20 protein-coding genes and 1 tRNA gene are annotated in these 18248 nt (G+C 64.7%); 9 read left to right on the top strand and 12 right to left on the bottom strand.

Going from position 1 to position 18248, the window contains the following annotated elements; translation table 11 throughout:
• The first annotated feature begins 170 nt into the window (after positions 1-170).
• The gene (locus FYC77_RS08215; protein WP_149081087.1) at positions 171-869 is read left to right on the top strand and encodes an SDR family NAD(P)-dependent oxidoreductase; all 699 of its coding nucleotides are present in this window, start codon (positions 171-173) and stop codon (positions 867-869) included.
• A gap of 1 nt (position 870) precedes the next feature.
• Here FYC77_RS08215 and FYC77_RS08210 read toward each other — a convergent pair whose 3' ends face one another.
• The 8 genes from FYC77_RS08210 to FYC77_RS08175 all read right to left on the bottom strand — a co-directional run bounded on the left by FYC77_RS08210 (position 871) and on the right by FYC77_RS08175 (position 7470).
• Positions 871-2718: a DUF2339 domain-containing protein gene (locus tag FYC77_RS08210; RefSeq protein ID WP_149081017.1), complete on the bottom strand. Its 1848-nt coding sequence runs from the start codon at positions 2716-2718 to the stop codon at positions 871-873.
• A gap of 401 nt (positions 2719-3119) precedes the next feature.
• Complete coding sequence (locus FYC77_RS08205) at positions 3120-3404, bottom strand: translation initiation factor eIF-1A (protein ID WP_076609512.1); 285 nt, start codon at positions 3402-3404, stop codon at positions 3120-3122.
• A 113-nt stretch (positions 3405-3517) separates the two neighbouring features.
• Entirely contained in the window at positions 3518-4030 is a 513-nt protein-coding gene (locus tag FYC77_RS08200; RefSeq protein ID WP_149081016.1) for a YkgJ family cysteine cluster protein, read from the bottom strand.
• Positions 4031-4134: 104 nt separating this feature from the next.
• A complete protein-coding gene (locus tag FYC77_RS20650) occupies positions 4135-4719 on the bottom strand; it encodes a cupredoxin domain-containing protein (protein WP_238386844.1) in 585 nt (194 codons plus the stop codon).
• A 6-nt stretch (positions 4720-4725) separates the two neighbouring features.
• On the bottom strand, positions 4726-5838 hold the full coding sequence (locus FYC77_RS08190) for a hypothetical protein (RefSeq protein WP_149081015.1): 1113 nt from the start codon (positions 5836-5838) through the stop codon (positions 4726-4728).
• Positions 5839-6060: 222 nt separating this feature from the next.
• Complete coding sequence (locus FYC77_RS08185; RefSeq protein WP_149081014.1) at positions 6061-6432, bottom strand: helix-turn-helix domain-containing protein; 372 nt, start codon at positions 6430-6432, stop codon at positions 6061-6063.
• A gap of 69 nt (positions 6433-6501) precedes the next feature.
• Positions 6502-6789: a hypothetical protein gene (locus tag FYC77_RS08180; protein ID WP_149081013.1), complete on the bottom strand. Its 288-nt coding sequence runs from the start codon at positions 6787-6789 to the stop codon at positions 6502-6504.
• Positions 6790-6993: 204 nt separating this feature from the next.
• Positions 6994-7470, bottom strand: a complete 477-nt coding sequence (locus tag FYC77_RS08175) for a GNAT family N-acetyltransferase (RefSeq protein ID WP_149081012.1) — start codon at positions 7468-7470, stop codon at positions 6994-6996.
• A gap of 368 nt (positions 7471-7838) precedes the next feature.
• Between FYC77_RS08175 and FYC77_RS08170 the strand changes: the two genes are divergently transcribed.
• The 3 genes from FYC77_RS08170 to FYC77_RS08160 all read left to right on the top strand — a co-directional run bounded on the left by FYC77_RS08170 (position 7839) and on the right by FYC77_RS08160 (position 11135).
• Positions 7839-8288: an archease gene (locus FYC77_RS08170; protein WP_149081011.1), complete on the top strand. Its 450-nt coding sequence runs from the start codon at positions 7839-7841 to the stop codon at positions 8286-8288.
• Between the two features lie 154 nt (positions 8289-8442).
• A complete protein-coding gene (locus tag FYC77_RS08165) occupies positions 8443-9546 on the top strand; it encodes a DoxX family protein (RefSeq protein ID WP_202911793.1) in 1104 nt (367 codons plus the stop codon).
• A 122-nt stretch (positions 9547-9668) separates the two neighbouring features.
• Entirely contained in the window at positions 9669-11135 is a 1467-nt protein-coding gene (locus FYC77_RS08160) for an RtcB family protein (protein ID WP_149081009.1), read from the top strand.
• 122 nt (positions 11136-11257) lie between these two features.
• Here FYC77_RS08160 and FYC77_RS08155 read toward each other — a convergent pair whose 3' ends face one another.
• Positions 11258-11470 carry a hypothetical protein gene (locus FYC77_RS08155; protein ID WP_149081008.1) on the bottom strand — a complete coding sequence of 71 codons (213 nt, stop codon included), beginning with the start codon at positions 11468-11470 and terminating at the stop codon, positions 11258-11260.
• Positions 11471-11736: 266 nt separating this feature from the next.
• Between FYC77_RS08155 and moaA the strand changes: the two genes are divergently transcribed.
• Complete coding sequence (moaA, locus tag FYC77_RS08150) at positions 11737-12741, top strand: GTP 3',8-cyclase MoaA (RefSeq protein WP_149081007.1); 1005 nt, start codon at positions 11737-11739, stop codon at positions 12739-12741.
• Between the two features lie 75 nt (positions 12742-12816).
• Here moaA and FYC77_RS08145 read toward each other — a convergent pair whose 3' ends face one another.
• From FYC77_RS08145 to FYC77_RS08135, 3 genes are read right to left on the bottom strand one after another with little or no spacing between them, the layout of a single operon-like run.
• Positions 12817-13494, bottom strand: coding sequence for a DUF7519 family protein (locus FYC77_RS08145; RefSeq protein ID WP_238386843.1), 678 nt, complete (start codon positions 13492-13494; stop codon positions 12817-12819).
• Positions 13491-15485 carry a DUF58 domain-containing protein gene (locus FYC77_RS08140; protein WP_149081006.1) on the bottom strand — a complete coding sequence of 665 codons (1995 nt, stop codon included), beginning with the start codon at positions 15483-15485 and terminating at the stop codon, positions 13491-13493. The genes FYC77_RS08145 and FYC77_RS08140 overlap by 4 nt, the downstream gene beginning before the upstream one ends.
• Complete coding sequence (locus FYC77_RS08135; protein ID WP_149081005.1) at positions 15482-16510, bottom strand: DUF4129 domain-containing protein; 1029 nt, start codon at positions 16508-16510, stop codon at positions 15482-15484. Before FYC77_RS08135 ends, FYC77_RS08140 begins: the two co-directional genes overlap by 4 nt.
• 148 nt (positions 16511-16658) lie before the next feature.
• On the opposite strand from FYC77_RS08135, the gene FYC77_RS08130 reads away from it, so the two are divergent.
• The 4 genes from FYC77_RS08130 to FYC77_RS08115 all read left to right on the top strand — a co-directional run bounded on the left by FYC77_RS08130 (position 16659) and on the right by FYC77_RS08115 (position 18248).
• Positions 16659-16741, top strand: a tRNA-Ser gene (locus FYC77_RS08130).
• Positions 16742-16814: 73 nt separating this feature from the next.
• Complete coding sequence (locus FYC77_RS08125) at positions 16815-17336, top strand: 30S ribosomal protein S13 (RefSeq protein ID WP_149081004.1); 522 nt, start codon at positions 16815-16817, stop codon at positions 17334-17336.
• Entirely contained in the window at positions 17336-17857 is a 522-nt protein-coding gene (locus FYC77_RS08120; protein ID WP_149081003.1) for a 30S ribosomal protein S4, read from the top strand. The genes FYC77_RS08125 and FYC77_RS08120 overlap by 1 nt, the downstream gene beginning before the upstream one ends.
• Position 17858: 1 nt before the next feature.
• Positions 17859-18248 (top strand): 30S ribosomal protein S11, encoded by a 390-nt coding sequence (locus tag FYC77_RS08115; RefSeq protein WP_149081002.1) that lies wholly within the window; start codon positions 17859-17861, stop codon positions 18246-18248.

The raw sequence follows: 18248 nt of genomic DNA, 5'->3' as shown, positions 1-18248 counted from the left end.
CGAATGGCCTGTGGTTTGCCGGCCGTGCTCCGTACCGCTCGTTCTCGAGCCCGTCGCGAGCCGTCGACGGCTGGGTCGTTCGGGACGCCAATCGGCTCGCACCGGAATCGATCGTCCACGTCGGCTTCGATCACAGGTGGTTCCTTGATGCTCGCGGTCGTACGAGCGTTATGAACGGACGAACTGCCGTCGTCACCGGTGGGACCCGAGGCATCGGCCGCGCCGTCGCGGGCGCGTTCGCGACCGAGGGTGCAACCGTCGTCGTCGGCGCTCGAGACGGCGAGGCGCTCGAGCGGACGGTCGAGGCACTCGAGGAAACCGGCGGGAACGCGGCGGGCGTTCGAACGGACGTTCGCGACGAGTTCGACGTCGAACGCCTCGTCGAGGTTGCGTCGAAAGCGGGAGACGGGTCCGGGATCGATGTCGTCGTCGCTGCCGCCGGCGTCTATCACGGCGATCCGGGCGAGACGCCGACGGACGAAGAGTCGTACTCCTCTATCGACGACCACTGGCGGACGAACGCGCGCGGCGTCTTCGCGACCGTCCGGGAAGCGCTCGCACACTTAAACGACGGTGCACGGGTCCTCGTTCCGACGGGTGCCGTCGCACGCGAGGGCCGGCCGGGATACGGATCGTACGCCGTCTCGAAGGCCGCCGCCGAGGCGATCGTCCGGGGGTTCGCCGCCGATACCGACGCGACCGTGGGCTGTCTCGATCCCGGACAGGTCGCGACGGAGCTGACGGACGGAACCGGACGCGACCCCGAGACCGTCGCGCCGATGTTCGTCTGGGCGGCGACCGAGGCCGATCCGTCCTCGATCGACGGCGCCGTCGTCGACCTGAAGGCGTGGCGACGTGCAAGCCGGTGAGCTACTCCTCCCGGCGTTCCGGCAACTCGAGACCGATCTCGAGGTCGCCCCGCGACCGCGCGTAGACGTAGGAGGCGATCAACAGCACGGCCCCGAGGACGAGAAACGAGAGCGTCCGGGCGACGGTGTCGAGATCCCGCGTGTCGAAGAGAAACACCTTCGCGGTGGCGAGTCCCAGGACGGCAATTCCGAGCGCGCGGACGCCCCGAACGTCGGTCGCCAGTCCGATTCCGAGGAGGACGGAGCCGAACAGTATCCACGCCACCGACACGCCGAGCCCCGATAGCTCGAGGGCGAAGACGATCACGCCGAGTCCCGTCGCAACGATCGCGTAGTTCGCGACCGTCGCGGGCAGGAACCGACGCTCGAGATCGGTCAGCACGTCGGTTCGTGAGTACCACCACGCGAGCGCGTAGAACGCGCCGGTCGCGAGCGCGAACGCAACGGGACGACCGAAAAGCGTCGCCATCGGCTCGGTGGGATCGAACGCCGGGAGATCCGTCGCGTCGACGGTGAGCAGTTTCAGGACGAGCGCCCCCGCGACGACGTGGGCGCCGACCCGAAACGCCGGCGCGTCGGCGATTCTCGAAACGATCACTGCGCCACAGATCACGGCAAGTGCGCCGACGGTGGTCGCGAACGTTCCGACGGCCATCGCGACCCCGCCGGCGAGGAAGGCGACGGACCCCGCGGCCGCCGCTCCGTCGCGTCGAACCGGGGCGCGGTCCGTCACGACGTAGGTCGCGGCGAGCGCGAGGGCGACCGCGATCGCACCGACCCCGTCGATCGCTACCTCGGGAAACCCTTCCCGGAGAGCGATCTCGAGAAACAGCGTCGCGAAACCGGCGTTGGCGACGGTGGTGACGGCCAACCGGGCGCGATGGATCCGGCTGTGCGTGGACTCGAGTTCGGGGTCGACATCCGACCGGCGGAGCACGTACGCCCCGACCAAGAAGAGAGCGAAGGCGGCGACGCCGGCCACACCGATGGCGGTGGCGGGTGGCTCGAGATCGACGAGCCACAACAACAGGACGCCGTATGTGGCGAACGTGCTGGCGCTGAGGAGCCGACCCCAAGGTCGGACCGTCGCGATTGCGACGATCCCCCCGCCGAGCAAGAGGACGTACGCTGGGGTCAGGACGACAGTAGCGGCGTCGGTACTCAGCGTGGCAGTCACGTAGCCGAGCAAGAAGGCCTCGCCGACGACGAACGGGGCTCGGTCGCGGACCGAAACGATCGCTGCGACCGCAACGAGCGCCGTCAGCGCGGCGAGGGCTGCCCACAGCGGTGTTCCGATCGCGTCGCGATAGCTCTCGAAGCCGTAGGCGGCGTAAACGCTGAAGTAGGCGATCGCCAGCCCGGTCCCTGCGGCGATGCGTCCCCAGCGACGGTATCCCTGTCGGGTGGCCGCGAAGCGGCCACCTGCAAGCAACCCGACGCCGGTGAGCGTACCGAGTGCAACTCGTCCGCCCGGTCCGAGCAGCCCGATCTCGATCGCGAGGCGAACGAAGAAGACGACGCCGACGACGAGCGCGAGCGCGCCGACGAGCCCGAGCCAGCGAACCCCGAGCGCGAGTTCCCAGTCCCGGTCGGCTGCCAGCCGGTCGCTGAGCGTCTCGCCGCCGGTCGACTTCGTCACCGCACTGTCCGGCGACGCTGACGGATCGTCTGATTCGGCTTCTGTTGTCTCGATCTCCCCGGTGGCAGTTTGTTCGTCCGGGCCGTCGACGCCGTCACTTTCGCCGGACTCGGACGGTGGTTCCGACTCGACCGCCTCGAGCCGACGATGGAGGGCGTCGACCTCGTTGCGAAGTCGTTCGACCTCGCGACGGAGTTCGTCGTCGTTCATCAACGGTTACATTTCCTTCGTCGGTCGTATAACGTTCGGGGGAGTGGTCCGTTCGGCTCGGTTCGGGCCGTCCCGAATGCATTTCTCGAGTCGAACCCGTCGACGGCCGGTGCGATCCCGTTCGTTGCGGTACGTTCGTAGAAATCACCCTGTTCGACTTTACTCAGTGGCAACTCACCGTTTTCTATATCTCGATATGTGGTTTATACCTGGCTGGGGCTAGCTGATCGTTCCCTGTTCTAGGGGCTCTCGGACGGCGTTTCGGCGGGGCTCAGAAACTGTCGGAACTCGTCGCCGGTGAGACCACTGGACCGTCGTTGTTCGAGGATGTCTCGGTCCCGTTCTTACGGACCGACACAGCACGCGCTATCGGGCGATGCACTCGAGAGAATTCGGCAATTTTAGTCGATATGACCTTCGCGGCGGAGCTGGTCTGCGTCCTGGCTGGTGTAGCGCCACTCGATGGTGGCCTTTTCGTCCTGCCAGTCCCAGGGTTCGGCGACGACGATGTCGTCTTGTTCGATCCAGGTACGGTACTTCATTCGACCCGGAATTCGGCCCAGACGCTCTTCACCGTCTTCACAACGGAGCTGCACGTGGTTGCCACCAAGGTGTTCGGTTACGACGGCGAATACTTCATCGCTGTTGGGCATACGGAGGTTCCGACGCCCGGATTCTTCTGTCACACACTTACTACGGGTGGTGTACGTTTAAATCATTGGAGATGCATGATACCAACCCTCGTACTTAGCGTCTCGCGCGTGGAGGGACGTCGAGTACCGATACAGCCGACCTCCGCTCAGAGTTCGCGATCCGAATCCGGGTTCTCGAGTTCCCACAGCAATTCGGGGAGAAACGCCTCCAAATTGTCGACGACGGAGCGGTCGCTGACGTTCAACCCCTCACAGTGGTCGTGTGCCGACTCCCGAATGTCGACGTGGAGGTCGCCATTCTCGAGCCAGACCGCAAGCGGAAACACCGAACACCGCGTCGGTTTCCACCCTTCCTCGAGGTGAAGCGAACAGAGCCCATCCTCGCGGAGGAAGGCACAGGCGTGGTCGTCCTCGGCGACGTGGTCGTCCCGGTCTTTCGCCTCGCGAGTGACGAACTTCTCGCCGCGGAAGTCGGTCGTCGTCTCCGCTAAGTTCGCCCGCTGGGCGAGTTCGAGGAGGTCCCGATCGTAGAGTAAGACGCCGTGGTGACAACACCAGGTGCAGTCGTCGACGCATTCGAACGTGAGGTCGGGATCGAACTCGACGACTACCTCGCGGCCCGGATAGACTTCGACGCGTCGTGGGGACACCTCGCTCACGGACGGACCGACGGCCCGCGCGGGCAAGTGCCTTCTCTTCTCGACGGACACGGACGAGGCGTCGTCCGTCGTATCCGAGACCTCGATTACCGGAATCCGATCGTCTACACGATCTCGAGTGCGCCGTACATGAATCCGGCGTGAGGCGAGCAGTAGTACGGCTGGACGCCGGCCTCCGTCGCCTCCCACTCGAACGTCTCACCCTCGCTCGCGATGGTTTCGTCGAACTCCTCCCCGCCGCTTCGGTCGTCGATGGAGTCGCTCGAGGTGACGGTGTGGAAGACGCCGTCCGTGTTGACCCACTCGACCACGGATCCCTCGTCGACGCGGACGAACGCCGGATCGAAGACGAACGCGGGTTCGTCGCCCGTCCCCTCGCGAGTTTCGATTTCGACGGTCTCCTCGCCGGTCCGGTCGACGAACTCCTCGTCGATTTCCTCGACGGCGTCGGTCGAGCCCTCGTCGTTTCCTTCCGCAGCTCGTTCCTCGTTTTCTCCATCGGCAGCGTCCTCCATCCCGTCGTCGGCCGTCACATCGGTCCCCTCCGGATCCCTGTTCTCGGCCGTCCTCCCGTCGCTTTCTTCCGATTGCTGGCCATCGTCGAGACAGCCGGCGAACGCAACGCTCGAGGTGACAACCCCGCCGACGACCGCCAACAACCGACGACGATTCGGTCGAGTAGCGTCCATCGGTCGTTACTCCGGTGGGGTCGGCATGAACTCGCGGTCGATGCCGACCTCGACGTCACCCCACGGCATCTCGAGGGGACGGACGGCGTGGTGGACGAGCCAGAAGCCGTGCTGGTCCGGATCCTGTCCACCGTGGCCGGCTTCCCAGCTGTCCGCCTCCCAGAGGTGGAAGTGGGTAAAATCGTCCGACTGGGGACGATCGTCGTCGAGGAACTGGCCGCGAACGCCGATCCCGAAGTAGATGAGGTCGTTCGCTTCTTCCGGATTGGGTTCGTCGAAGTGAAGGAACACCAGCACGTCATCACCGACGAACTTCCAGACGTGTGACGGCGTGTAGCCGTTCGCTTCCTGCTGGGCATCGTTCGCCCACTCGTCGTCGAAGACGTCGACGAGTTCGTCTCGTTGCTCGTCGGAGAGTCCACCTTCTCCGCCGCCGGGTGCGTCCCAGTCGGTGTCGTGACCGTCGCTTCCGTCTTCGGGCGGGGTCGGCATGAAGCCGTAGTCGACCATCGGCTCGATGGGCTCGTCGTGGAACGGGTACTCGATCTCGCGGACAGCGATGTGGGTCAGCCAGTACCCTTCGTCGCCCGTCTCGCCGCCGTGTCCGGCCTCCCAGCCGTCGGCGGTGTGCTGGTGGAAGTGCGTAAACTCCTCGTCAGGCTGACTCTCTTCGGTGAACACCCCCTTCTTGCCGATCGTGATGTAATCGAGCGCCGTGGCTTCCTCCGGATTCGGCTCGTCGAAATGGAGGCCGATCAGGGTTTCGTCGCTGACCCACTTCCAGACGTGTCGCGGCGTGTAGCTTCGGTCCTCTCCCTCGATCTCGTGTTGGTCGTCGTTCATCGGCTGGTCGTCGAAGTCGGCGACGAGCGACGCGAGATCTTCCTCGGAAAGCGACTGACCGTCGGGACCCGGCTCGAGGCTCGTGAGTTCGGCCGCTTCGTCCTCGTCTCCGTCGTCGGCTTCGCCTTCGGATTCGTCCTCTTCTCTCGGGCCGTCGTCCGTCTCGGCGTCCGTTTCCTCCTCGCCGAGACACCCTGCGATGGTGAGGGCGCTGCCGGCTCCGATCGCAGCGAGCAGTCGTCTTCGGTCGACGGGGCGTGTGGGTTCGGGTACCATACCCGTCTATTCCGGAGTTAGAAGAATGGACCTATCCCGGTCGTGTGTGACCGATACCAAACACCCCTCCACTCATACGGATTCCTGTACCGATGTACCGGCGGTGAGTCGAACCGTGTGAGACGAGTCTCGGTGGAGGAGTGTAGCGAGTCCACCGTTGCAACCGCGACCCGGGCGGCGGTTGCGCCGGAAATGACGTACAGTAAACCGTATCAAGTCAGTTCACGGACCGAACTCCTCGATCCGTTCGTGGACGGTTTCTGCCCACTCGTCGACCGCTTCGTGCATCCGTTCCTGTGCGTCCGGTACCGGAATCGCGAAGTACTGGTAGACGTACCCACCTCCGTCGAGGAGGCGTCGTTCACGCTCGACCAGGTTCGTCTCTCGCAGCGTCGACAGCGAACGGTTGACGTTGCTCCTGTCGCGCTCGAGTTCGTCGGCGAGCTCTGCGACCGTACTCCCCGGAAGCTCGTGTAACTGGAAGTACGTGCGCGTCTCGTGGGCCTGGACTCCGAAGACACACTCCATGATCCGTTCGAACTCCGGCCGCTCGACGAGCATGAGGTCTTCCATCTGCTGCTCGCGGTCGGACATAGTCCGTGATTCGTGCGCCAGCACCTAAGTCTGTGGAGGTTCGTCGCGTCTCGTCGCTTCCACGAGTGATCACTCCTTGGCAGACGGCGACGAGCTAGTTTCCTCGGCTGGTGTCGCTGAATCCGGTGTGGCGAGGCGATATCGCTCGAGACAGGCTTGCATCTCCTCGTCGGTTTCGTACGTGAGCAACTTCATCGGCGTATCGCAGTAGTAGGTCCCCGCGTGGCGTCTGAGGGCCATGTTCATCGTCTTTCCGAGAACGCTCATCTCCACGATCACACGATTTCCATCCTTGAGCTCCCGGAGGACTTCCGTCGACGTGAGCTCCTTTCGTCCGACGCGGATCGTCTCGGGCATCGTCTGCACTAACGACCTCCAGTGCAATAGGTTGTCGTGCCGATCGTTTGTATCGGAAACGGACACGATATCGCGTCCCCCACACGAGCCGCTATGTGTCTGTCCCGGTCGATCGCTCGCCGGTCTGCGATCGACCGGCAATCAGTCCTCACAGATCGTCTCACTGACCGATCCGCGGATCGACGGCCGCCGACGACACGGCTATCACCGCCGCATCATCTCTGAGATTCGGTCGGTGATCCCGACGTCGGAGCCGAGTTTTAGGTAGTAGGCGTCTCCGCCGTCCTCGTAGTAGTTATCGATTCGGCGTTTGATCTCGAACCCGAGGTGTTCGTAAAACTGGAGGGCGTTCTCGTTGCTCGTCCGGGCGTGGCAGGTGATCGTATCGTGGTCGTCGGCGACCCGTGCGATGAGTCGCTTCCCGATCCCCTGGCCGCGACACTCGCGGTTGACGGCAAGAAAGAGAACGTAGCCATCGCGTCGAACCGCCGCGAACCCGATCAGTTCCCCCTCTCGTACGTAGCAGTGTACTTTCGAGCGACGGTACGCGTCCGTAAAGAAGTCGTACCGCTGTTTGAGCACGCCTTCCTGGCGGTTGATCTCCTCTTTGAGTTGCCAGGCTTCGTCGACAAAGTCGTCACTCCCCGGCGTGACGACGCGGCTGTCGATGTTGACGCTCACTACCACACCCTACCACCGTCGTCAATATAATTCCACCGGCAGACAGCGATCCGTAACGTCGGACATCCACCACCGACTGATACGGACTGCGATCCGTCATACGGTCCCCTGTCAGTCAGTGCCGGCGCATCCACGACCTAGGCGGCGGCTGCACCGGGACGTCGAGACAGGAGTCAGTATCGGTCCCGGTCGATCGCAGACCGGCGAGCGATCGACTGGCACCCACTCATCGCAAACCGACCACGAGAACGACGGCTCGAGACGGAACCGACGACCGCCGAACACTGTGAGCCAAAACGGACGAGTAGATGCGCTCTTGGGTACCGGAAGCGACGAGCATACGACCACGTCGGTTCTACGTTGTGGTCATGAGGTACGAACTGTGCGATCACACCGCCGACATCGCCGTCGCAGCCACCGGGGATTCCCTCGAGTCCGCCTTCGCGGCGGTCGCAAACGGCCTGGCGGCGGCCTCCTGTGACGAGTTCGAAGACGCCGGCGGCGAGCGATTCTCGGTCGCCGTCGACGCGGAGAGCCGTGAGGCGCTGTTGTTCGACTATCTCGACGAACTGATCTACCGCCGTGACATTCGGGGCGAACTCCCGGTCGATCACCGTGTCGACGCGGTCAGTGGCCCCGGATCCGGTACGGGAGAACGGTCGGACACCGGCACCGACGAGTGGTCACTCGAGGCCAGCGCCCGCGGCGTCCCGCTGACGGAGATCGACGCCCGCGAGATCAAGGCGGTCACGTACTCGGAGATGCGACTCGAGCGCGTCGACGGCGGCTGGGAGGCGTACGTCGTCTTCGACGTCTGAGATGGACTGGTGGAACTGTTTGTCGGTGCAATCGGCGGGGAGTCGTGGTGGTGTGGGAACAATCTTCAAGGGCCCGTCGTGGTGATCGCTGTCCGTTCTCGAGCAGTGATCCGCCTGGTGGTGCTATTTGACTCCCACAGTGATATCCTCGAGCGTGATCAGCCGCTTCGCTCGCGTTTCGAGGGTCGGCGTCAGGTTCGCGTTACTCGTCCTCGCCACGCTGGTCTGGACCGTCGTCCCGGCCGCCGCTCACGAGGAGTACGTCGTCGACGAGGAGCGAGACGTCGCCTTCTCGGAGTTTCTCGGCGACGCGCTGGCCGATCCCGCCGTCGTCGGGCCGCTGGTGAGCGGTGCCGTCGTCGTCCTCGCCGTCGTCGCCGGCTACCTCGCGTTTCGGCCACTCCAGCGTGACCTCGCGGCGTTTCGGTCCGCGATGCGGGAGTACGTCGAGTACGTCCCCTGGCTCTTGCGGATCTCGATTGGCATCCCGCTGATCGGTGCCGGATTCGGCGGCTACTTCGTCAGTCCGGCCGTCGAGGTCGAGTTTCGGATCCTCCAGGTCGGGCTCGGGTTCCTGTTGCTGTTCGGGCTCGCGACCCGCCTCGTTGCCCTTCTCGGCCTCGCCGTCTATCTCGTCGGCGTCGCGATCTGGCCGACGTTGCTGTTACAACTCGAGTTCGTCGGCGGATTCACAGCGATTGCGTTGATCGGGGCCGGACGGCCGAGTGCCGACCACGTCCTCGGGCGAGTGGCGGGATCGCCGGGAACGCTCTCCCGGCGGCTCGATCCGATCCACGATCGCGCGCGAGCGTTTCGGTCGCGGATCGACTCCACAGAGCGGTTTCTACCGACGATCCTGCGGATCGGGCTGGGGGCGACGTTCGTCTTCCTCGGCGTGACCCAGAAGATCCTTCAGCCGGGACTCGCGCTCTCGGTCGTCGACCGGTACGACCTCACCGCTGTCATCCCCGTCGCGCCGGAGTTGTGGGTGCTGGGTGCTGGGCTGGCCGAAACCGCGCTCGGACTGGCGCTGCTATTCGGCGTTTTCACCCGCGCGAGCGCGGCGACGGCGATCGGCATGTTCACGCTGACGCTGTTTGCCCTCCCCGACGACCCCGTTCTCGCCCACGTCGCACTGTTCGGGATGGCCTCGGCAGTTCTCATTACGGGGAGCGGCCCCTACGCGGTGGACAGTCACCTCGAGCGCCTCGAGAGTAACCTCGAGCGCGCGGATGCGACGCCGACGGAGGCCGACTGATCCCGCCGGTCGACTCCGACGCAACGTGTGCCAGTCGCTACCGTCCGTGAGACAGATCCGAACTGGAAACGAACTGACCGGAGAGACGAACATCTTTCATCGTCGCGGTCGGAGTGTCGCGTATGAGCAACGTCACGTTCGACGCCGACGGCATCACGCTCGAGAGAGTGCGTGAGTACGTCTGGGAGATTCCCCCGGAGGGGGACATGCGCGCACCTGCGCGAGTGTTCGCAAGCGAAGCGCTTCTCGAGGAGATCAAAGAGGACAAGACACTCGAGCAGATCAAAAACACGACCCATCTGCCGGGGATCACGAACTACGCGATCTGTATGCCCGACGGCCACCAGGGCTACGGCTTCCCGGTCGGTGGGGTCGGCGCGATCGACGCCGAAGATGGCTGTATCTCGCCCGGATCTGTCGGATACGATATCAATTGCGGCGTCCGGATGATGCGGACGAATCTCACGTACGACGACCTGCAGGGCCGCGAGGAGGAACTCGTTGACTCCCTCTTTACCAATATTCCGTCAGGTCTCGGTGGTGGCGGCATCGTCGAGTCCGGCGTCGACACCGTCGAGGAAATTCTGGAACGAGGCGTCGACTGGGCTCTCGAGAACGGTCACGCAGTCGAGGGAGACCTGCTGCACTGCGAGGACGAGGGGGTTCGCGCGGGTGCCGACGCGGACAAGATCAGCCAGAAGGCCAAAGACCGCGGCAAGAACCAGATCGGTTCGCTGGGGTCGGGCAACCACTTCCTCGAGGTCCAGCGCGTGACGGACGTGTTCGACGAGGAGGTGGGTGCAGCCTTTGGTCTCGAGAAGGACCAGATCGTCGTCCTCATCCACTGTGGCTCGCGCGGACTGGGTCACCAGACGTGTAACGACTACCTGCGCAAGATCGAGCAGCAACATCAGGGCCTGCTGGATCAGTTGCCGGACAAGGAGCTCGCGGCCGCACCTGCCGGCTCACAGCTCGCAGAAGACTACTACGGGGCGATGAACGCCGCGATCAATTTCGCGTGGGTCAACCGCCAGCTGATCATGCACCGCACGCGGCAGGTCTTCGAGCGCGTCTTCGATCGGCCGTGGGAGGAAATGGAGATGGAGCTACTGTACGACGTGGCCCACAATATCGCCAAAAAGGAGACCCATACCGTGGGTGGTGAGGACCGAGAGCTCTACGTCCACCGCAAAGGCGCAACGCGAGCGTTCCCCGCGGGCCACCCCGACGTTCCAAACGCGTACCGCGACGTCGGTCAGCCGGTGATCATCCCCGGCAGCATGGGCGCGGGCAGCTACGTCCTGCGCGGTGGCGAGAACTCGATGGACCTCACGTTCGGCTCGACGGCCCACGGCGCCGGCCGACTGATGAGCCGCACGCAGGCGAAAAACGAGTACTGGGGCGGCGACGTCCAGGACGCACTCGAGGAGCAGGATCGGATCTACGTGAAAGCGCAGTCGGGCGCGACGATCGCCGAGGAGGCCCCCGGCGTCTACAAGGACGTCGACGAGGTCGTTCGCATCTCGGACGCGCTGGGCATCGGCGACAAGGTGGCGCGAACGTTCCCCATCTGTAACATCAAGGGCTGATACGGACCGCCGTCGTTCGGTATCGGTGATCGACGACCTCGTCCGGGCGATAACCGGTACCACGCGATAACAATCCGTCTGATACGGTCTGCTGTCCGTCTGAAGACCGTCGGCGAAATCGTCTACTTAAAACGGAACGGATTCTCGTCGTCTTCACCTCCCTCTCCGTCGCTCTCGTACGGTTTTCGAGCCGTGATCGTCACCGTCGCCTCGGGATCGTCCTCGTCGGACCACGGGCTGTCGTAGGCCGAAATCTCGAGGTCGGTGACGTCCCACCCCTCCTCTTCGATGAGTTCGACGAGCCGTCGCTGATCGTCGAGCATGTCGTCGTCCATGGTGTGTCGTTTGCGACTCGAGGGGGTAGGTCTTCTGCCGACGCCTGTGTATCGGTCGCGTCTGCCCGACCACGCCGTCGTCGGTGTCGTCCGTCTCGCGTGGGCCGACCGACTCGAGTCGAGGACCGATACAAAATAATAAATCTTTGATGTTTTGGGTCTGGGGATCTGTCCACTCGGATCACGGTCCGTGGGGAAACTGAAATTGGTTACGAACCTCCGATATATCCGGCGAGTTTAAGCGGATCCGGCTGCAACCGATTTACATGCTCACCGACGATTTCGGACGCGAGGTTACCGGCGTCCGCGTCTCTCTTACAGATCGGTGTAACTTCGACTGTGTCTACTGCCACAACGAGGGACTCGGAGATACTCGCGGACCGATGGACCCCCAGGACGACGAGATGGAGACCGACGACGTCGTGCGCTTTCTCGAGGTCGCCGCGGAGTTCGACGTCGATGCGGTCAAGTTCACCGGCGGCGAGCCGATGCTCCGACAGGACTTAGAAGAGATCATCGCACGCACGCCCGACCAGATGGAGGTCTCGCTGACGACCAACGGTACCTTCCTTCCGGGCCGCGCCGAGGACCTCGTCGAGGCCGGACTCGAGCGAGTCAACGTCTCTCAGGACGCCCTCGACCCCGAAGATTTCGCCGCCGTCACGAAAAGCGGTGCCTACGAGAAGGTACTCGAGGGCGTCGATGCCGCCCTCGAGGCGGGACTCGACCCGGTAAAGCTCAACATGGTCGTCTTCGAGCACACCGCCGGCTACGTGCCGGAGATGGTCGACCACGTCGCCGAGAACGACGGCCTCCAGTTACAGCTCATCGAGTACATGCCCGAACTGACGGGCAAGCCGGAGTGGAACGTCGACATCGAACGCGTCCACGGCTGGCTCGAGGAGCAAGCCGACGAGGTCGAACACCGGGAGATGCACGACCGCAAGCGCTACTGGATCGCGGCGGACGACGCGGAGCGCTCGTCGTCGGAGAACGCCGGTCGGGGGATGGTCGAGATCGTCGACCCGGTCGAGAACCCGACGTTCTGTGCGAACTGCCATCGGGTGCGGGTCACCCACGAGGGTTATCTGAAGGGCTGTCTGAACCGCAACGACGATCTCAAGTCGATGGGCGAGATGACCAAACCCGAAATTCGCGAGGCGTTCCGCGAGGTCGTCGCGAACCGCGTTCCCTACTACGGAGAGTATATGATCCGAAACGGCGACGGCGAGTGGGAACTCAACGACGAGTATCTCGACTTGCCGGCCTGATCTGGGACGTCGGTCGACTCCGTCCGCCCCTGACCCGATATTTTCGCCGTCCGGAACCGGCGAGGCACGAACCGATCACCCACGCCAGCTTCGACGGATCCCCAGCGCGATCGTTGCAAGTGTACCCGCGAGCAACAGCAACGCCACCGCGGCGACGGGCTGACCGTCGGCCGCCGACACGAACGTCCCGTAGCCGATCGCCATCGTTGCCAGCCCGACCAGAACGCTCGAGACCGCGTGAACCCCCTCGAGCCGCCGCGTGTCGGCTTCGCGGCCGAGCTGGTCGCCGAGATCGATCGCGCTTCCGGCGAGATCCCACGCGACGACGGTACACACTGTCGCGACCAGCGTCGGTTCGACGAGCGCCCCCTCGAGTCCCGAGACGACGACGCCGGCGAACGTGGCGAGCGATCCGGCGTCGACGAGCCACCGTCTGCTCCCGGGGACGGGCCCGATCAGCCCCCAGGCGAGCGCGAGGCCACCGGCGAGGACGACCCCGCCCCCTGTGAGCGAAGCCGAGGCGACGATCACCAGCGCGAGCGCGACGGCGGCGAGTGCGACGGTACTGGCGACGACTGTCGGCCGCCGAGTGATACCGTCGGACTCGAGGGACCGTTCGCGGGCACCGTCTTCAGCCCGCGGAGTACCGTCTGCATCTTCGTTCGAGTCCGCTTCTTTCCGGCGTTCGTCTCCCTCTCCGGCGGTTCGAGCCGCGCTGGCGTCCGCCGAGTCGGCGCTCTGGACCTCGCTCATCGTCGACCACCGGCGATCGTCGCCTCGTATCGGGCGAACAGCTCGTCGATCGAATCGGTTCGTCCCCAGTCGACGACCGGGATACCGGATCGCTGGAGATCGAACCGCCGGACCCGTCTGGCCACCCGTGCGAGTTGTTGGCCCGTCGTCTCCTCGGCGGTCGGATCGGGGCTCACGACGGTCACCGCGTGACCGTGAGAGGCCAACCGTCGAGCGATGACGAGGCTTGCGCGATCGGCTAGCGGAGTCAACAGGACGATCTGCGTTTCGGCCGACAGTCGTCGCCGAAGGGTTCGAAGCTGGCTCACCCACCGGCCATCCCGCGACGGAGCGACTGGCGAAAACTGCGGATGAGTTGCAAGCGTCTCGCGAAGCTGTATCCGGTGGCGACTCCCGGACGCGGGCGGGAGCCAACAGATGTCTTCCTCCCCTCGCTCGGCGCGCGAGGTCGGACCGATCGCCCCGAGGCCGACCGTATCCCCGGACTCGAGCAACGTCGCCGCGATCCTCGCCGCCGCGTCGGTCGAGCGTTCGACCGCGTGGACAGCGCCGGTAGACGGTGCGACGTAGGCGGCTTTCCGCGCGTCGACGAGGACGAACACGCGGGCGGCACGCTCCTGGTGGAACTCGATGGTCGCGAGTTCTCCCGTCCGGGCGTGTCGATTCCAGTCGATTCTGTTGAGCGGGTCGTTTCGCCGGTACTCCCGAACGGAGTGGAACTCGGTGCCGGAGCCGCCGGTGGAGGTCGTGAGTCGGCCGGTGAACCGGGTCGTCGCTGCCTGTAACGGGACGGGGGCGTCGATCGGGCGAAACACCGGTTCGCAGACGATCGTCGTCGGTGCGCCGACGTAGTGGGCGCGTTCGGCCGACCGCGAGAGGTCCCGCGTGACGACGAGCGCCGGATCGAACTCGTGGGTTCCAGTGGTGACCGTCAACCCGTACTCGAGCGTGGCGGTCTCGCCGGGTCGAAGCGCCGTTCCGATCCTGGCAGTGCCCTCGATGACGCGCAAGTCGGCGGGCACGCCGTCGACGTATCGGAGATCGAGAATCGGCCCCGATCCGACGTTCCTAACGGAGACCACGACGTCGATCTCGTCTCCCGGCTCCGGATCGTCGTCGCTCAGCGTCCGTTCGATCTCGAGTGTCGGCGACGGCGGCGAACTCAGGTACGCGAACCCGGCGTAGCCGATCCCGACGACGCCGGCGAGGACCAGCGCCGAGAGTTCGGCGAACGTTCCGATGCCGATCGCGACCAGCGCAACCACTCCGACCCCGGTCCAGTGGCCGGTCGGTCGCATTGGAAGCTCGTGTACGCTTCCGGCCTCGAGGCGTCGATCCGTGGTTCGTGCGTCGACGCGGCTTCCCGTCGCGTCCCGGTTTTCGATCGGAACGTTCTCGGGGGTCGGTCGTCCGCCCAGTTCGCCGTAGCCGATTCGGGCGATCTCGACCGCGGTTCGTCGAATGCCGCGGCGATACGGATCGTCGCGGCCGATCCGGTCGGTGATCCGATCGCGAACCGACTGGGGTGGCGAATCGATGTCCTCCGAGAGAAACGCGCTCGCGATCGGGTCCTCGGTCCAGGAGCCGTCGTCGATCGCCGCGGACGCCTCCTCCTCGGACCGTCCCTGGAATCGTGTAAGAACTGCCGTCACGGCGGATCGAAGCCCGTTGACGCTCCGACGGGTTACGTAGCTCCGGCCGACCTCGCGGGAGTTGAACTGCGCGATCGCATCGGTAAGGCGGCCGCCGGGAATCGACGCCGGGGTTCGCCGTTCGGGGTCCGGCGTCGACCGGTACTGACGAGCGTCGCGCCGGTGAGTAAAACTCACGAACGCGGCGATCAACGAGATGGCTCCGATGATACCGACCGAGGCCTGCGTCAGCGTCAGCGTCCCGAGTCCGGCGAGAACAGCGATTCCACCGACGAACGCGAGGACGGTGGCCACGACGGGGATCGGTCTGACTCTCCCGCCTTCCGGCCGATCGCTCACCGTCGATCACCCGGTTCGTCTTCGGATGGCGACTCGAGACCGGCATCGTCGGTCGAATCGGGGCTGGCGTCGACGCTGGGCTCGGGGCCCACGTTGGCGCTGAATTCCGGGCCTGCGTCCGCGATCGATTCCGAGGTGACGTCCGCGTACTCGTCTTCGATTCGGCGCAGTACGGCGATCGCACGGGATTCCATCTCGTCGGTCGTCTCCGCGTGACCGTACCGAACGTCTTCGAACAGCGACGTAAGCTGGTCGACGTCCTCCCGGGCGAGTCCTGCCTCGACCGCCGCACCTGCGAACTCCCCCGGTGTGCTCGTCTCCGGGCGGTCAACCTCGAGCGGTCGAGTCATCTCGAGCCAGGCACGGTAGATCTCGTTGTCGACGTCGCGGCTCGTTTCGATCCGTTCGGCGGCACGACCGGCGGCCGCGCCGACTGCGGCGTGGGACTGCTCGGTGGGGGCTTCGTCGACTCCGTCGGCACCCTCCTCGCTCGCGTACGCCCGACGCTTCCCGCCGGTCCAGGCGAGCGCGACGGCCAGCCCAACTGCAAGCGCCGTGATCACGAAGAACAACGGGCCGATCGGGAACGGCTGTTGGGTGCCCTCGCCGTCGCCCGGATCGCCGTCGCCGGGTGTCCCTTCGGGAGGTGGTGGCGGCGATTCCAGCGCCTCGGGGTTCAACACGCCGAGCCGACCGAGCAGGTACACGAACGCGCCGGTGAGCAACAGGAGCACGAACGCGACCGCAAACCGTTTCGCGATCACTTCGTACTGAGTCACGAGGTACCAGACGACGACTGCGACGGCGAGAATTACGAGGGCGACCACGAGCAATTCGAGAAACAGCGGCATCTCGAGCGCCGGCTCTCCCGTTTCCTCGACCGGTATACCCTCCGGCCCCACCTCGCCGGGATCACCGTCCCCGCCGTACTCGACGGTAGAGGAGATCGTCGCTGCTGCGATCGCGACCGCCGCAATACCGAGGATCGCGACCACGAGTCGGGTGGCCCCTCGAGCGCGAGACATCTACGAACTGTTACTCGATCGACGGATAATAAGTTCCATCGGTCCGGGAGTTTCGTTGCGCTTAAGTACCCGACCGGGGTACGTTTGAGTACGATACGTGTAGGGGACGCGGTCCCCGAGTCCGCGAGGGCGATGATAGAGACACGGTGTCGTGGTAGCCAAGCGGCCCAAGGCGCATGGTTGCTAACCATGTGGCGTCAAGCCTCCGGGGTTCGAATCCCCGCCACGACGTCGGATACACGAGGCTGATGTTTCCGTCAGCCGACGTTGCAACGCGCGCAGACCAGACACAGATACACGACACATGAGCGAGGAAGACCCTCAAGAACAACAGGACGACGAAGACCTTCGGTACTTCGTCCGCATCGGTCAGACTGACCTCGATGGGACGAAGTCCGTCGAGCGCTCGCTCTCGGAGATGAACGGGATCGGTCGACGAACCGCCCGAATCATCGCCGAGGAAGCGGGTGTCGATCGGACGGCGACGTTCGGTCGACTCGAGGACGACGTGATCGACGAGGTCGTCACGCTCGTCGAGAACTACGCCGACGAAGTTCCTAACTGGCTCAACAACCGCCAGGCGGACTTCTACACCGGCGAGACGAGCCACGAGACCGGCAACGATCTCCAGTTGACCCGTCAACACGACATCAACCGGATGAAGATGATCGACTCCTACAAAGGCGTTCGCCACAAGCGCGGACAGAAGGTCCGCGGACAGCGAACCAAGTCCACCGGCCGAACTGAAGGGACGATCGGCGTCAACGTCGAGGAGATCCGGGAGGAACAGGCGGAGGAAGCTGCCGCCGAGGAGGATGACGAATAATGCCACTCGGAACGAACACCAAACTGTACGAGACGCCGAACCATCCGTATCAAGGCGAGCGCATCGCGAGCGAACACTCGCTGGTCGACCGGTACGGGCTCGCGAACAAGGAGGAACTCTGGCGTGCACAGTCCGAGCTACGCTCCTACCGCCGCGAGGCTCGAGACCTACTCGGTCAGCCCCAGGGCGACGAGACCGTCATCCGCCGCTCCGAGGAGTTCCTCGGTCGGCTCAAACGCGTCGGCATCCTCGACGAAGCGGACGAACTCGGCGACATTCTCGGCCTCGAGGTCGAGGACGTCTTAGAGCGTCGTCTCCAGACGGTCGTCTACCGAAAGGGACTCGCGAACACGACCCAGCAGGCCCGCCAGTTCATCTCGCACGGCCACATCGTCATCGACGGACAGCGCAACCGAATCCCGTCGTACGTCGTCGACGTCGACGAGGAAGACCGCATCGAGTTCGAGGAGAACAGTCCGCTCGCGGACGAACTCCACCCGGAACGAGCGGAGGGACAATAACATGAGCCAGGACGACGACAAGTGGGGAGTCGCCCACGTGCACGCATCGTTCAACAACACCGTCATGACCGTCACCGATCTCACGGGCGCGGAGACGATCGCGAAGTCCTCCGGCGGGACGGCGGTCAAACAGAACCGTGACGAGGCGTCGCCGTACGCGGCGATGCAGATGGCCGAGTCCGTCGCCGACGAGGTCAAAGCGGCTGGCATCACGGGCCTACACGTCCGCGTTCGCGGCCCAGGCGGCAATCTCCAGAAGTCCCCCGGTCCCGGCGCGCAGGCGACGATTCGTGCGCTGGCCCGTTCGGGCATCGAAATCGGTCGCATCGAGGACGTGACTCCGATCCCACACGACGGATCGCGCGCACCGAAAGGCAAAGGCGGCTACTAG

Source organism: Natrialba swarupiae (genome assembly GCF_008245225.1).
Taxonomy (GTDB): domain Archaea; phylum Halobacteriota; class Halobacteria; order Halobacteriales; family Natrialbaceae; genus Natrarchaeobius; species Natrarchaeobius swarupiae.
Note: the sequence above shows the minus strand (reverse complement) of the source record. Positions and strands in the feature narration are given on the sequence as shown.

Coding starts and splice junctions, on each gene's coding strand:
- FYC77_RS08170 (WP_149081011.1), top strand. CDS start 7,839: ATGAGGTACGAACTGTGCGATCACACCGCCGACATCGCCGTCGCAGCC.
- FYC77_RS08160 (WP_149081009.1), top strand. CDS start 9,669: ATGAGCAACGTCACGTTCGACGCCGACGGCATCACGCTCGAGAGAGTG.
- FYC77_RS08185 (WP_149081014.1), bottom strand. CDS start 6,432: ATGTCCGACCGCGAGCAGCAGATGGAAGACCTCATGCTCGTCGAGCGG.
- moaA (WP_149081007.1), top strand. CDS start 11,737: ATGCTCACCGACGATTTCGGACGCGAGGTTACCGGCGTCCGCGTCTCT.
- FYC77_RS08180 (WP_149081013.1), bottom strand. CDS start 6,789: ATGCCCGAGACGATCCGCGTCGGACGAAAGGAGCTCACGTCGACGGAA.
- FYC77_RS08210 (WP_149081017.1), bottom strand. CDS start 2,718: ATGAACGACGACGAACTCCGTCGCGAGGTCGAACGACTTCGCAACGAG.
- FYC77_RS08120 (WP_149081003.1), top strand. CDS start 17,336: ATGCCACTCGGAACGAACACCAAACTGTACGAGACGCCGAACCATCCG.
- FYC77_RS08115 (WP_149081002.1), top strand. CDS start 17,859: ATGAGCCAGGACGACGACAAGTGGGGAGTCGCCCACGTGCACGCATCG.
- FYC77_RS08215 (WP_149081087.1), top strand. CDS start 171: ATGAACGGACGAACTGCCGTCGTCACCGGTGGGACCCGAGGCATCGGC.
- FYC77_RS08155 (WP_149081008.1), bottom strand. CDS start 11,470: ATGGACGACGACATGCTCGACGATCAGCGACGGCTCGTCGAACTCATC.
- FYC77_RS08145 (WP_238386843.1), bottom strand. CDS start 13,494: ATGAGCGAGGTCCAGAGCGCCGACTCGGCGGACGCCAGCGCGGCTCGA.
- FYC77_RS20650 (WP_238386844.1), bottom strand. CDS start 4,719: ATGGACGCTACTCGACCGAATCGTCGTCGGTTGTTGGCGGTCGTCGGC.
- FYC77_RS08125 (WP_149081004.1), top strand. CDS start 16,815: ATGAGCGAGGAAGACCCTCAAGAACAACAGGACGACGAAGACCTTCGG.
- FYC77_RS08190 (WP_149081015.1), bottom strand. CDS start 5,838: ATGGTACCCGAACCCACACGCCCCGTCGACCGAAGACGACTGCTCGCT.
- FYC77_RS08135 (WP_149081005.1), bottom strand. CDS start 16,510: ATGTCTCGCGCTCGAGGGGCCACCCGACTCGTGGTCGCGATCCTCGGT.